Raw genomic sequence first — 13,563 nt, forward strand, 5'->3', positions numbered from 1 at the left:
TTGCCTTCACTGTAAAGACGTGCTCCATCCAATATCACGGGAAATAGTTTGTTAATCGGTAAAATAATCCACACGCCACGTCAGATCGGTGCACCCTCGCAATTACTGTTCTGGGGCCTCCTGCTATCTGTGCTTGCTCTCTTTTTCAGTTCCAACTATCTCAAACTGGGCAGCCTGTTTTTGACGGCGCTGTATATCGCGCTACCGGTAAAAAAAGTATGGCGCTATCGCGGTGAGAAGCTGGAACTCTACTTGTTGCTACCATGCATCATTGGCCTGTTCTTTGCATGGAAAAACCAGCTGGCTGATACGGTTCGGGATATTCTATTCTTTCTGATTCCGTACATTTATTTCATGGCAGGGAAAAGATTTTTCAAGCAAGGTGGAAATATCCGCCAGCTGATTTTTGGTTATTCGAAAATATACTGCGTCATATTTTTGCTGCTGCTGTGTTTCTTCTGGTTTGAAATGGGTTTTATCGGGGTGCTGCAAATACGTGATTTTATCAGCCCCGGCAGCTTCCTGCTGGTCTACTGCATTGTCATGCTGTATGAAAAACGAAAGTCCTGGAAACAAGTATTGCACAACCCCTGGTTTATTGCGGTACATGCCGTTTTTCTCGCTCAGTTTTCGCGCACCTATGTTCTCATCCTGGCGGCTTTTTTTCTTCTCTCCGGCAGAAAAATCATCGACGCCAAAATAATGTGGCGCGCCTTGGCCCTTTTCATTCTTGCCGCAGCCGTTGCAGGCGCCTTTGGCTTGTATGATTTGATCGGTGAAACACTGCACAAGGCAATCTCAGAACTGCATTTTAATGAAGAATGGACACAGGAGGACATCGGCACCAGCTATCGCGCCTACGAAATTTTTGCGTCATTTCGCGAATTCAAGAACTATCCCGTCCTTAACGAGATTTTTGGCGGCGGATTCGGCGCATTAGTGCATCTCGATTTTCCAGTTCCATTGGGCGGTGCCGAATATTCGGAAATTCCATGGATGCACAATGGCTATCTGTACATTCTCGTCAAGAGCGGCCTGGCTGGCCTGCTGTGTTATTTCATTTTTTTGCTGAAAATGTTCAGGCGTGCCAAACACTGCACGGCCCCCCATGGCAGGATGATGATACTCGGCAGCATCGCGGGACTGTTGCTGTCCAACATGGTCATCTGCGGCATCTTCAGCAATGAATCCGTATTTTGTTACATCGTGTTAGGTTATTTCTCAAGTTTTCTTGCAACAAAAAAAACAGGTTCACATTAATATGAAAAAAATCGCTATCGTAGGTTCCGTCGGATTACCAGCCAAATATGGAGGATGGGAAACACTTGTCGACCACCTGACGGCGCACTTGTCCACTTCCTTCGATTTCACCGTGTATTGCTGTGCTGAAAAATACCCGGAGAAGCTGGCAACCTATAATGGCGCCAAACTGGTCTACATCAACCTCGATGCCAACGGCATGCAAAGCATCATCTATGACCTGTGGTCGATGTTGAAAGCCATCCGTTATGCCGATACGATCGTGGTCTTGGGCGTTTCCGGCTGCGTCTTCATGCCTGTGCTGAAGCTCATATCGCGCAAAAAATTTGTCATCAATATTGATGGCCTCGAGTGGCGCCGGGCCAAATGGAGCGGCTTTGCCAAATGGTTCCTGAAACTATCGGAATCGGCCGCCGTACGCTATGCCGACCAGGTCGTGACGGACAACAAAGCGATCCAGGACTATGTCAAAACGCAATATGGACGCGATAGCGCACTGATCGCCTATGGTGGCGACCATGCTGTACGTCCACAGCGGGATGATGCCATATTGGCAAAATATGAGCTCGATCGCGTGAAGTACGCATTTAAAGTATGCCGCATCGAGCCTGAAAACAATATCGACATGATCATCGAGGCATTCGCCAGCGCACCCACGATGGATCTTGTTATCGTGGGCAACTGGGACAATAGCGAATATGGCAAGCAATTACGGCAAAAATATGCCGGAATTGCCCATTTGCATTTGCTCGACCCCATCTACGATCACACTATCCTGAATCAGCTACGCGCTGCCTGCCAAGTATATGTCCACGGCCACAGCGCTGGCGGAACCAATCCTTCGCTGGTCGAAGCGATGAGCCTGGGCTTGCCGGTGCTTGCCTATGGCTGCATCTTCAACCGCGAAACCACCAACCAGCAGGCTTATTTTTTTGATACGTCTGCAGAATTAACTGCACTGCTGAACAGCCTGACCGAGGCCAAGTTGACGCTCTTGGGACATCAGATGAAACAATTGGCGGATCAATTGTATACATGGAACAGAATTTCGAGCGGCTATGCAGACATCTTTTAACCCCCGCAGTTTTCTCGTGACGGGTGCCTCGGGCTTTGTCGGCCGGGCGCTGACACAGCATCTTGGCGTCCAGGCCGGGACGCGCGTGGTGTGCGCAGCCCGTAGCCACATCCCATGCGCGGCGCCAAACATGACGTTCTTCCAGTGCGACGATGCGCTTGAAGCACAGGATTGGCGCGCGGCGCTCAATGGTGTGGAGGTGGTCGTTCATCTTGCGGCCAGGGTCCACGTCATGCGAGACACGGCAGCGTCTCCTGCGGACGAATTTCGTCGTATCAACGTGCAAGGCAGCATCAATCTGGCCCGCCAGGCAGCGGATGCCGGCGTCCGCAGATTCATCTTCATCAGTTCGTTAAAGGTGAATGGCGAGCAAACGCTTCCTGGTCGCCCGTTCCAGGCCAGTGATGCAGCGAATCCACAAGACCCCTACGGCACGTCCAAACACGAAGCCGAACAGGCCCTGCTGGCCATTGGTCGCGAAACGGGCATGGAAATCGTTATACTGCGTCCACCGCTGATCTACGGGCCTGGCGTACGCGCAAATTTTGAACGATTGATGCGTTTGGTACAGCGCGGTGTACCATTACCATTCGGCGCCGTACACAATGTCCGCAGTATGGTTGCACTGGATAATTTTGTTGATTTGATTGCGCTCAGTACATGGCATGCACAGGCACCAGGGAAAATATTCCTTGTGTCAGATGACCACGATGTCAGCATTGCACAGTTACTGCGCATGTTGGCAAGCGGCATGAAAAAACATATTTGGCTGATACCCGTTCCTCCCTGCCTGCTTGTGGCGTTGGCACGCCTGGCAGGAAAATCGATGGATGCGAGCCGCTTGCTTGACTCATTGCAAGTAGATATTAGCGAGACCAAACGCATGCTGAACTGGCACCCCCCCCATGCAATGCAGGACGCCATCAACAAGACGGTGACTTCTTTTACTTCAAAACAATAAAAATACTCCAATGAAAAGATTATTTGATTTCGCCCTTTCTTCCGTATTGCTGCTGGCCTTTGCCATCCCGATTCTCATCGTCGCCATACTTGTCAAGCTCACCTCTCCAGGGCCTGCCATTTACTGGTCGGACCGGGTCGGGGTGCGCAACAAGATTTTCCGCATGCCAAAGTTCCGTACGATGCGTATAGACACGCCGGCCGTGGCAACGCACTTGCTCACGAATCCCGGGCAGTTCCTCACGCCGATAGGCTCCTTCCTGCGCAAGTCCAGCCTTGACGAGTTACCGCAATTGTGGAGCATCCTGCGCGGCGACATGAGTTTTGTCGGCCCTCGTCCCGCCCTGTTCAACCAGCAGGATTTGATCGCGCTACGGACAGAATACGGCGTCGACCGCATACTGCCAGGCCTGACCGGCTGGGCGCAGATCAATGGCCGCGATGAATTGCCGATTCCGGAGAAGGTCAAACTCGATCTGGCCTATATGCAGCAGCAATCGTTCTTCTTCGACTTGAAAATTATCCTCCTGACGGCGCTCAAGGTAGTACGCCGCGATGGCGTCACGCATTGATGAGTTTTACATTGGAAACAGTATTGTTTTTGCGATATTCCAACGGTTTGCAGCAAAGCCAACGCTGCCCTTATCCTTTCTAAAGTAATTATTCGTCAAAATGAAACTAATTATTGATTTATCACGGTTCAAGAAACAGCTCATTGCTGTTACTGCTGATTTGATATTCTTGCCATTGACCTTTTGTCTGGCGATTATTTTGCGCTACGATGTCGTTAACCTGAACTTGTTCCTCAGCTATTTTTGGATCATCGTTGCGGCCCCCATCGTCGCCATCCCCATCTTTATCAAAATTGGCCTGTACCGCGCCGTCATCCGCTTCATCGATCAGAAAATCGTGTATGTGGTCGTCTTCGGTGTCACGCTGTCGGTCGCTGTTTTACTGGCACTGGCGGGGCTATTGACGCATATGGCAGGAGTCTCGCGCGGCGTATTCGGCATTTATTGGGTGAGTGCCTTGACCTACGTGGTGGCCAGCCGCTTTCTCGCACGGGGTGTGCTACTCCACCAGATGGGACGTCGCTATACGCGCGTCGCCATCTATGGCGCGGGCAAAGCGGGCGTGCAACTGGCCAGCGCCTTGCGCGCAGGCCGCGAATACATGCCAGTGGCGTTCATCGATGACATGAAAGAATTGCGCGATGCAACTATTTCTGGCATTAAAGTCCATCCGTCCAATGCGCTGGCCGACGTGATCGAGAAATATGGGGTAAACGAGATACTGCTGGCCATGCCTGCCTTGAACAAAGGCGAACAGAAAAAAATCCTCAATAGCCTTGAACACCTGAAAGTCAAGATCAAGGTTACCCCGCCGGTGGAAAGCTTGGTCAGTGGCGAGTTACGCGTGCAAGATGTCCGCGATATCGAAATTGAAGATTTGCTGGGCCGTGACCAGGTATCGCCCGATCTGTCGCTGATATCCAGTTGCATTATCGGCAAATCCGTCATGGTCACGGGCGCTGGCGGCTCGATCGGTTCCGAACTGTGTCGCCAGATCATCCGATTGAAACCTGCCCGCCTCGTCTTGCTGGACATGTCCGAATTTGCCCTGTATTCCATCAAGCAGGAGTTAAAAGGCATCAATGAAGGATATGAGCTGGGAGTCGACATCCTGCCCTTCCTCGGCAGCGTGCTCGATACCGAAAAATGTCAGCGCATCTTGCAGTCCTTCTCGGTGGAGACGCTGTATCATGCGGCTGCCTACAAACACGTGCCATTGGTGGAGCATAACCCCGTTGAAGGGGTACGCAACAATGTCTTCGGCACGCTCAGCATTGCCAAGGCAGCGATGGCGGCCCATGTCAAATATTTTGTCCTGATTTCCACGGACAAGGCGGTACGTCCGACCAATGTGATGGGCACGACCAAGCGCCTCGCGGAACTGATTTTGCAGGCATTTACACGCGAACAGAGTCACACGCGCTTTTGCATGGTTCGTTTTGGCAATGTTCTGGGCTCGTCTGGTTCGGTCGTTCCCCTGTTCCGCCGACAGATCGAGGCCGGTGGTCCCATCACCCTGACCCATCCGGAAATCACACGTTATTTCATGACCATTCCTGAGGCCGCCCAACTTGTGCTGCAAGCCGGCGCCATGGGCACGGGCGGCGATGTGTTCGTTCTTGACATGGGCGAGCCCGTGAAGATCATGGATCTGGCTGAACGCATGATCCATTTGAGTGGCCTGGAAGTGAAGAGCAAATCGGCACCGGACGGTATTGAAATACAGCATGTAGGTCTGCGCCCCGGAGAAAAGCTCTATGAAGAGCTATTGATTGGGGGCAATGTGGAAGGCACCGAGCATCCCCTCATCATGCGGGCAGAGGAATCGGAAGTGCCTTGGCAAGATTTGAAAAAGATCTTGGAGGAAATGGATCTTGCATGCAATGACTTCAATTTCGAGGCGCTACGCAATCTGCTGCTGCGGGCGGTTCACGAATATGTACCGCAATGTGGCATCGAAGACCTGATCTGGACGGAACAGCGGCGTCGACAGGCTGCCGCAGAAGATAGGTCGCCACCGCTCAAGGATGGTAATTTTTTAACATGATCCGGGCGACCGACTGAAACCTGCCTCAAATAACAATGGGGCAGGGAATATATGGGCAACGAGACAAGAAAGCTAACAAATTGTAACAAATGCCTATTTTCACGCCTCCCATTATTCCCTATAATATTTTGTGAAAAAATCTGCTCTCCGAAAAATGAAGCTCGCAATATAAGAACCAACATCGATTATTGTCCTTGGCACATTTTTTTCACTCAATAGCAATCAAATTGTTCCTCAAGAATAATCGTAGAGAACTCCCGCTCCTCAGGTAATGCATACCGCGAAATCATATTCGCCCGGCATCCTCCGGCAGGATTGAGCGACATGGCAGGCTAGCCCTTTGAAATATCCTCGCCATTTTTATCTTGAAAATGGTGAGCTGGAAAATTAAAAAAGAGAACTTATGGAAAAGCATGACGAATTGAATGAATCGGAAGTTTACGTTGAAGATGATGACTTCAATTTGACAAATTTCCTCACTATCTTATGGCAATCGCGTGCCGTTATTCTGGCGGGAACCGCTTTGGTGGCGATACTCGGCACGTCCAGCGCCTTATTCCTTGGCAAATACCAAAGTGAAGGTTTTTTACAGTTCGGCGGCGCCATTCCCGAGAAAAAAATAGAGAAAGATGGAAAGGAAGTCAAAGAACCGCCCCCCGGTATCGCTTTGGCTGACTACAAGCGCTTTTCATCGCCATTAAACACCAGCGAACGCTTTAATGAATTTATCCGGCAAAACAATATAGAGAATGACCCTACTGTCATCGCGTTGAGCCAGACATTTGCCGCGCGCGGGGGGATTGCCAAGGTGATCGAACCGATCTTTCCGTTCACCAAGCTTGATGCCAAAGAATTGATGAGCAGCACCAAGGATGCCGACAACAATGTCATCGCCGTTTCCATCAACTACGCGGCCAAGACACCGGAAAGCGCGCAACAAGCAGTGAGCTTGCTTGGCCGATATACAGTCGACACCATTGTCTACATGATTTATACGGATATTTTGCGCTTTAAAAATTCCGAAATTTCCGCTGCCATTACCAAGCTGGATAATAAAATCATTGAAAACAAGGAAAAAATTGACTCGTATCAGCGCAAAGGCGTCAGGCTCAAGCAAATCGTTACGCGCTATCCGGACGCTGCCAGCCAGGCTTCCCGCCAGCTTGTATCAATCACCGAAGATACGGCGCGCTACCTGTCGCCGCTCAGTCAGCTGATGACTAGCGAAGTCGAGATTACTGAAGCGAATGAAGCCATCTACAAGGCAAAGCGGGAACAAAAGCAGTATATGATACTCGCAGAGTATTATGATCGCGCGAAAGCATTGGCCGAGAGCACAAAATCTGGCGAAGCCATTCTGCGAGGACTGGAACCAATCAAGAAAACCGTTTTTAGCGGCAAGGATATGGAAGACGAAACGATCAAGGAAGTCTATAACAAGATCAGTGTCGATAATAGTTCCGCCATTAGCCTCTATCTGGAAAAAACACGGTTTATTGCTGGCCCCAGCTTGCCCAAGAATCGGACAACCCGTACCTCAGTTGCCCTGTTAGGCAGCCTGCTGGCAGGCTTGAGCATCTCCATCTTTTTCGTGCTGGGGCGTCGTTGGTGGCAGAATAACCGTCAACAGCTGCAAGGCTGATTGCGATAGTACAACGCGCACGCCGGCACCACCAACTGGTTCGACAGCCGTCAATATCCGGCGGCCACGACCATCTCAAGGCCGGCGGTAGCGTCTCCGCCTCTTCATCATAAAAAAAACCCAAAAAGTGCGCATTGAACTTTTTGGGTTTCATTCATCAATTCAGGCACTGTTGCTACCCGAACGACCATGGGTAGCAGCCAGTCGCGACAGTCAGTTCTTCAACAACCCACCCAGCAACGCAGCCACCTTCTGCTTCGGCTTGGCCGCGGCAGGCGCCATGCTGGCGGCAGCCGGGGCTGCTGCCTTGGCGGGCTCATACGGTTTCAGGAACCAGGGATCGGCCTTTTCGCGGCGGGCGCCGGGACCAAAGGCGGGACGCGCGCCGCGCTCGGCGGAGCGGCTGTCGCGACTCTCGCCGCCATGGCGGCTCTCGGGTGCGCGCGCAGGACGCGCCTCGCTGCCTTCGCTGCGGCGCGGCGGACGGCGCTCGCTGTCGCTGCTGCGGGCAGGAGCCGGATTGAAGCCCGTCAATTCACCGCGCTTGATGCTTTGCTTGATGAGTTTCTCGATATCGGCCAGCAAGCGCTCGTCCTTATCCGAGTAGATCGAAATGGCGTCGCCCGAGGCGCCGGCACGGCCCGTGCGGCCGATACGGTGCACATAATCTTCCGCGTTGTACGGCAAGTCGAAGTTGATGACGCAAGGCAAGTCGGAAATATCCAGGCCGCGCGCCGCCACGTCGGTGGCCACCAGCACGTCGATTTCGCCCTTCTTGAACGCTTCCAGCGCCGCCATGCGTTCCTGCTGGCTCTTGTCGCCATGAATCGCCGTGGCGCTCATGCCTTCCTGTTCCAGCACGCGGGCCAGGCGCGAGGCGCCGATTTTGGTGTTCGAGAATACGATGACCTGCTTCAGGTCGCGCTGGCGCAGCAAATGGGCGACCAAGGCATGCTTCTGGTCTTCCGTCACCTTGTAGACCACCTGCGTGACCTTGTCGGCCGTCTGGTTGCTGCGCGCCACTTCGATCGTCAGCGGATCGTTGAGGAACGTGGCAGCCAGCTTCTTGATTTCTGGCGAGAACGTGGCCGAGAACATCAGGTTCTGGCGCTGCTTCGGCAGCAAGTTGATGATGCGTTGCAAGTCCGGCAAGAAGCCCATGTCCAGCATGCGGTCGGCTTCATCCATGACCAGCATCTGCACCTGGCTCAGGCTGATGTTCTTTTGCTCGATATGGTCGAGCAAGCGGCCCGGCGTGGCGATGACGATTTCCACGCCGCCGCGCAGGATGACGGTTTGCGGCTTCATGTCCATGCCGCCGAAGACGACGGTCGAGCGCAGCGGCGTATGCTTGGCGTAGGCCTTGACGTTTTCGGCCACCTGCACCGCCAGTTCACGCGTCGGCGTCAGGATCAGCGCGCGCACCGGGTGGCGCGCCGGCGACATGCTGCTGCTGGCATGCGCCATCAGCAACTGGATGATCGGCAAGGAAAAGCCTGCCGTCTTGCCGGTGCCCGTCTGCGCGGCACCCATCACATCGCGGCCTTGCAGCACCACGGGGATCGCTTGTTCCTGGATCGGTGTCGGATGGGTGTAACCCTGGTCGGTCAGTGCGCGCTGGATTTCAGGCGCGAGGCCAAAGTCGGCAAAAGTCAGGCTGGGAGCAGCGGATGCGGCAGGTGCTGGTGCAGGCGTAGCGGCGGCGGGCGCCGCTTCAGGGGCAATCGCCGGGCTGGGCGTAGGAGTCGATTCGGTTTCAGACATAAATTTTCTGGTGTGCCTCCGCACTGCGGAAGCCATGCTTTCTCAATAAACAACATTTCGGGGCACAGGCAGCTCCGTCTTGCAAGCCATGGATCATTGTTCTTGCGGCACCTCCGTGCTCCGGGACATGCTGTAGGGCGTATGCGGGAGCGTCGAAGAGATGTGCTGCGATGGCGGCGGAGATCGCGCCGGCGGAACATCGCGCGCAGAAGATACAATATCAGTGCTGTAAACGATACCCTAATTCACCGCAACTGTACACGGAAACCGTGATTTTTGAGCAAAAAGCGTTCCAGCAAAGGCCCGCCGGGATGCCGTATGATGCCAACTTCGATGCCAGTTCCGATGTCTCTTCCGCCGCCCCCTGCCCTCACCATGCCCACCCCGCCTCTGCCCCACGATCCGCCACCGCAAGCGCCCAGCAAACCGGGCAATGACGAGTGCTGCCACAGCGGCTGCACCTTTTGCATTCTGGAAATGTACCAGGAAGACCTGGCCGCCTACGAAGAGGCCCTGAGGGCATGGCAACAGCGCCAGCAAGCCGCAGCCGCACCGGCCACCCAGGGCATCAGGAAAGCGCGCAAGCGCGCTTAATTTCTTACCTCATTAAAAGCTTTCCCACTCATCCACTGGCGCGGTACGTCGCGCCGTGCTGGCCAGTTGACGCGGCGCCGCTGGCGGCACCACGGCTGCCGGCGCCTTGACGGCGGCGGGCGCGCGCGGCCCGCTTGCAAAGGTGCTGGCCGCGTCGAGCTTGAAGATGCTGACCACTTCGCTCAGGCTGGCGGCCTGCTCCTGCATCGACTCGGCCGCTGCCGCCGCCTCTTCCACCAGGGCCGCATTTTGCTGCGTCACCTGGTCCATCTGGGCGATGGCCTGGTTGACCTGCTCGATACCGGCGCTCTGCTCGCTGCTGGCGGCCGTGATCTCGCTCATGATGTCCGTCACGCGGGTGATGCTGGCAACGATGTCATCCATCGTGCGGCCCGCCTGGTCCACCAGTTTCGATCCCGCCTCGACCTTCTCGACCGAATCGCCGATCAGCACCTTGATATCCTTGGCCGCGGCGGCCGAGCGTTGCGCGAGGTTGCGCACTTCCGTCGCAACGACGGCAAAGCCGCGCCCCTGTTCGCCCGCGCGCGCCGCCTCGACGGCCGCATTCAGGGCCAGGATATTGGTCTGGAAGGCAATGCCGTCGATGACGGCGATGATGTCGACGATCTTGCGCGACGAAGCATTGATCGACGCCATCGTACCCACCACTTCGCCGACCACCTTGCCGCCCTCGATGGCGATGCTCGACGAGGTCAGCGCCATGGTGTTGGCCTGGCGCGCATTGTCCGCATTCTGCTTTACGGTCGAGGTCAGCTCTTCCATCGACGAGGCTGTTTCTTCCAACGAACTGGCCTGCTCTTCCGTACGCGACGACAGGTCCTGGTTGCCGGCGGCAATCTGGCTCGACGCCGTGGCGATGGTATCGGTGCCGCTGCGTACCTGGCCCACCAGCGTCTGCAGGCTGGCATTCATGTCTTTCAGGGCCTGCATCAATTGCCCCGTTTCGTCTTGCGATTGCACAACAATATGTGCCGTCAAATCGCCGGCCGCCACCTGGCGCGCCACGCCGACGGCCGCGATCAGCGGACGCGCCACGCTGCGCGCCACCCACAGCGCCAGCAGCATGCCGATGACGACGATGCCCACCAGCAAGCCGATCAGGCTGGCGCGCGAGGCCGCATAGGTTGCGTCGGCGCTGGCGCTCGAGCGCACGCCGCCATCCGTATTGATCGACACCAGTTTATCGAGGACCGTCATCATGTCCGCCATGACCTGGGCGGACGGCCCCACGGCCAGCGCGCGCGCCTCTTCCTTTTTCATCTCGCGCGACAGGCTCAGCATGGTTGCGTGCAGGCGCATGAATTCATCGTTGAGCGCCAGGAAGCGCTCGAACACTTCCTTCTCGCCCGGTTCCGAAATCAGGCTGCGGTACTTGTCGCCGTCCACCTTCAGTTTGGCCTGGGTTTCCGTCATGCGCGTTTCATTCTGCGCCATGTCGGCATCCTGTGCGGCCAGCATGTGCGCCAGTTCCCAGCGGCGAAAATCGCTGACGTCGCTGCGCATGGACATGGCCGCCAGCACGCTGGGCATCCAATTATCAGACAGATCCGTCGACGCGGTATTGATGCGCGCCATGGAAAAGATCGCCGACACGCCCAGCGCGGCCGTCAACAGCAGCACGGCGCCAAACGACAAGATCAGCTTGGTGGCAATTTTCAAATCAAAGAACCATTTCATGCGTTGCTTTCCTTCATAAACGGGTAAACGGGACAAGACCGCGGGACAAGACCCGCCGCGCGCTGGCAAAGGCACGGCGCGCGCAGTGAGGGCAGGCTGCGGGAAAGGGAGCAGTGTAGGAGAGCAAGTGCAGCAACTCATACCGGCACAAACCAAATTTCCGCAGTGCAACATTTTATCACCGTCGCACTAGACGCAGAGTGGTTTGATCGCGGCATGCGGCCAAAGTTCGCGGCTAGCGTGGCGTAGTTTTTGCTCAAGTGGGGCTGTTTCCATAGGGAAAAATGCAGGAACAGGCGTAGGAGTCGGATGACACGAGGCAATGTTCCTAGCCTACATAAGCGCGTCGGCTCATCCGATGCCCGTCCGCGCCCCCTGGTTCTATAGTGGATACAAGATTCAGCACAACGCTAGCAAGCCAGAAAAGCAGCGCCATCCAACAAAATCAGAAGACGAGGCCCTACCATGTACAAAGCTTATAGCAACCTGACACCGGCAACGAATACCCACGCCGCCGTCCAGCACAACTGGCAAGCCGCTCCCGCCACGCCCATGATCAGCATCACGGGCGCGCAACAGAACGAATTGCTGCGCGCCTTGTCGCGCGCCGATCTGGAGCGCCTGTTTTGCCAACTGGAACTGGTCGCTTTGCCTGCCGGCAAGCATCTGTTCGACTGTGGCGGCAAGATTGACTACACATACTTCCCCACCAACGCCATCGTTTCCCTGCTGTATGTGATGGAAGACGGCGCCACCACCGAGATCGCCGTCATCGGCCGCGAAGGCGTGGCCGGCGTGGTACTGTACGAAGCCGAGCGCGCCACCTGCACGGCCATCGTGCAAACGGCCGGTTATGGTTATCGCCTGAAAACGGCCTTCCTGCGCGAAGTGTTCAATGAAGGCGGCGCGCTGGCGCAATTGTTGATGCGCTATACCAGCGCCATGTTTGCGCAAATGGCACAGAACGTGGTGGGGGGCCGTCATTGCAGCATCGAGCAAAAGCTGTGCCGCTGGCTGCTCGACCGCCTCGACCGCTCGCTGTCGAACGAGCTGAAGGTCACGCAAGACACCATGGCCAACATGCTGGGCGTGCGCCGCGAAAGCGTCACCGTCACCGCCCGCAAGCTGCAGGATGAAGGCTTGATCCAGTACCGCCGCGGCACGGTCGAAGTGCTCGACCGCGAAGGCCTGGAAGCGGCCGCCGGCAATTGCTACAAGGCAGCCCGCGCCGGTTTCGAACAGTTCCGCAGCGGTATCAGCGCACACAATTAAGCACGACGCTGGCCACCGGGCAGGCAAGCGGGTATCGTAGATACTCCTGACTACTCCGGAGACTGGCCATGAAACTGATCGGCATGCTCGACTCGCCCTATGTGCGCAGGGTCGCCATCTGTTTGCAACTGCAGGGAATTTCCTACGAGCACTTGCCGCTATCCGTGTTCCGCAACATGGATGCCGTGCGCAAGATCAACCCCGTCATCAAGGTGCCGACCCTGGTCCTGGACGATGGGCAAGTGCTGATGGATTCCACCTTGATCCTGCAATATCTGTCGCTGCTGCGTCCGGACACCGCCGTCCCCGCCCTCGCCGACAGCGTGCGCGCGCTGCGCCTGACGGGCCTGGCGCTGGCGGCCTATGAAAAAGTCGTGCAGATCGTCTATGAACGCAAGCTGCGTCCGCTCGACAAGCAACACGCGCCGTGGCTGGAACGGGTCAGCATGCAACTGCATGCCGCCTGGAATGCGCTGGAGCAGGAATGCGCGCAACTGCCCCTGCCTGGCGAGACGGGCAGTATCGACCAGGCGGGCGTGACCATCGCCGTGGGCTGGAGCTTCGCCCAGCTGGAAACGCCCGATATCGTCAAGCCGGCCGACTATCCTGCCGTGCACGCCTACACGCGCTCGGCGGAAACCCTGCCCGCCTTCCTGGCCACGCCGCCAGTCTGACGCGC

At 55.9% G+C, this 13,563-nt stretch carries 11 protein-coding genes; 9 read left to right on the top strand and 2 right to left on the bottom strand.

Annotation, left to right across the window (positions count from 1 at the left end; genetic code table 11):
* Positions 1 to 48: 48 nt before the first annotated feature.
* The 6 genes from BZG29_RS24230 to BZG29_RS24255 all read left to right on the top strand — a co-directional run bounded on the left by BZG29_RS24230 (position 49) and on the right by BZG29_RS24255 (position 7,556).
* Complete coding sequence (locus BZG29_RS24230; protein ID WP_077408268.1) at positions 49 to 1,260, top strand: O-antigen ligase family protein; 1,212 nt, start codon at positions 49 to 51, stop codon at positions 1,258 to 1,260.
* A 1-nt stretch (position 1,261) separates the two neighbouring features.
* Positions 1,262 to 2,335 (top strand): DUF1972 domain-containing protein, encoded by a 1,074-nt coding sequence (locus tag BZG29_RS24235; protein WP_077408270.1) that lies wholly within the window; start codon positions 1,262 to 1,264, stop codon positions 2,333 to 2,335.
* Positions 2,319 to 3,296: an SDR family oxidoreductase gene (locus tag BZG29_RS24240; RefSeq protein WP_077408272.1), complete on the top strand. Its 978-nt coding sequence runs from the start codon at positions 2,319 to 2,321 to the stop codon at positions 3,294 to 3,296. The genes BZG29_RS24235 and BZG29_RS24240 overlap by 17 nt, the downstream gene beginning before the upstream one ends.
* Positions 3,297 to 3,306: 10 nt before the next feature.
* Positions 3,307 to 3,867: a sugar transferase gene (locus BZG29_RS24245; protein WP_077408274.1), complete on the top strand. Its 561-nt coding sequence runs from the start codon at positions 3,307 to 3,309 to the stop codon at positions 3,865 to 3,867.
* 100 nt (positions 3,868 to 3,967) lie between these two features.
* Positions 3,968 to 5,914, top strand: coding sequence for a nucleoside-diphosphate sugar epimerase/dehydratase (locus BZG29_RS24250; protein ID WP_077408276.1), 1,947 nt, complete (start codon positions 3,968 to 3,970; stop codon positions 5,912 to 5,914).
* A gap of 403 nt (positions 5,915 to 6,317) precedes the next feature.
* On the top strand, positions 6,318 to 7,556 hold the full coding sequence (locus tag BZG29_RS24255; RefSeq protein WP_077408278.1) for a lipopolysaccharide biosynthesis protein: 1,239 nt from the start codon (positions 6,318 to 6,320) through the stop codon (positions 7,554 to 7,556).
* 213 nt (positions 7,557 to 7,769) lie between these two features.
* On the opposite strand, the gene BZG29_RS24260 is transcribed toward BZG29_RS24255, so the two are convergent.
* Entirely contained in the window at positions 7,770 to 9,320 is a 1,551-nt protein-coding gene (locus BZG29_RS24260) for a DEAD/DEAH box helicase (protein WP_077408280.1), read from the bottom strand.
* A gap of 375 nt (positions 9,321 to 9,695) precedes the next feature.
* On the opposite strand from BZG29_RS24260, the gene BZG29_RS24265 reads away from it, so the two are divergent.
* Positions 9,696 to 9,914, top strand: coding sequence for an oxidoreductase-like domain-containing protein (locus BZG29_RS24265; RefSeq protein WP_077408282.1), 219 nt, complete (start codon positions 9,696 to 9,698; stop codon positions 9,912 to 9,914).
* Positions 9,915 to 9,926: 12 nt separating this feature from the next.
* On the opposite strand, the gene BZG29_RS24270 is transcribed toward BZG29_RS24265, so the two are convergent.
* A complete protein-coding gene (locus BZG29_RS24270) occupies positions 9,927 to 11,612 on the bottom strand; it encodes a methyl-accepting chemotaxis protein (RefSeq protein WP_077408284.1) in 1,686 nt (561 codons plus the stop codon).
* Positions 11,613 to 12,164: 552 nt separating this feature from the next.
* Between BZG29_RS24270 and BZG29_RS24275 the strand changes: the two genes are divergently transcribed.
* On the top strand, positions 12,165 to 12,884 hold the full coding sequence (locus BZG29_RS24275) for a Crp/Fnr family transcriptional regulator (RefSeq protein ID WP_077409270.1): 720 nt from the start codon (positions 12,165 to 12,167) through the stop codon (positions 12,882 to 12,884).
* Between the two features lie 68 nt (positions 12,885 to 12,952).
* Complete coding sequence (locus BZG29_RS24280) at positions 12,953 to 13,558, top strand: glutathione S-transferase (protein ID WP_077408286.1); 606 nt, start codon at positions 12,953 to 12,955, stop codon at positions 13,556 to 13,558.
* The last annotated feature ends 5 nt before the right edge of the window (positions 13,559 to 13,563 follow it).

This window comes from Janthinobacterium sp. LM6, from assembly GCF_002002885.1.
Classification (GTDB): domain Bacteria; phylum Pseudomonadota; class Gammaproteobacteria; order Burkholderiales; family Burkholderiaceae_D; genus Janthinobacterium; species Janthinobacterium kumbetense.

Excerpts from the sequence above, each read along its gene's own strand:
- BZG29_RS24265 (WP_077408282.1), top strand. The coding sequence starts at position 9,696 with ATGCCCACCCCGCCTCTGCCCCACGATCCGCCACCGCAAGCGCCCAGC.
- BZG29_RS24275 (WP_077409270.1), top strand. The coding sequence starts at position 12,165 with ATGATCAGCATCACGGGCGCGCAACAGAACGAATTGCTGCGCGCCTTG.
- BZG29_RS24240 (WP_077408272.1), top strand. The coding sequence starts at position 2,319 with ATGCAGACATCTTTTAACCCCCGCAGTTTTCTCGTGACGGGTGCCTCG.
- BZG29_RS24250 (WP_077408276.1), top strand. The coding sequence starts at position 3,968 with ATGAAACTAATTATTGATTTATCACGGTTCAAGAAACAGCTCATTGCT.
- BZG29_RS24280 (WP_077408286.1), top strand. The coding sequence starts at position 12,953 with ATGAAACTGATCGGCATGCTCGACTCGCCCTATGTGCGCAGGGTCGCC.
- BZG29_RS24245 (WP_077408274.1), top strand. The coding sequence starts at position 3,307 with ATGAAAAGATTATTTGATTTCGCCCTTTCTTCCGTATTGCTGCTGGCC.
- BZG29_RS24260 (WP_077408280.1), bottom strand. The coding sequence starts at position 9,320 with ATGTCTGAAACCGAATCGACTCCTACGCCCAGCCCGGCGATTGCCCCT.
- BZG29_RS24270 (WP_077408284.1), bottom strand. The coding sequence starts at position 11,612 with ATGAAATGGTTCTTTGATTTGAAAATTGCCACCAAGCTGATCTTGTCG.
- BZG29_RS24255 (WP_077408278.1), top strand. The coding sequence starts at position 6,318 with ATGGAAAAGCATGACGAATTGAATGAATCGGAAGTTTACGTTGAAGAT.
- BZG29_RS24235 (WP_077408270.1), top strand. The coding sequence starts at position 1,262 with ATGAAAAAAATCGCTATCGTAGGTTCCGTCGGATTACCAGCCAAATAT.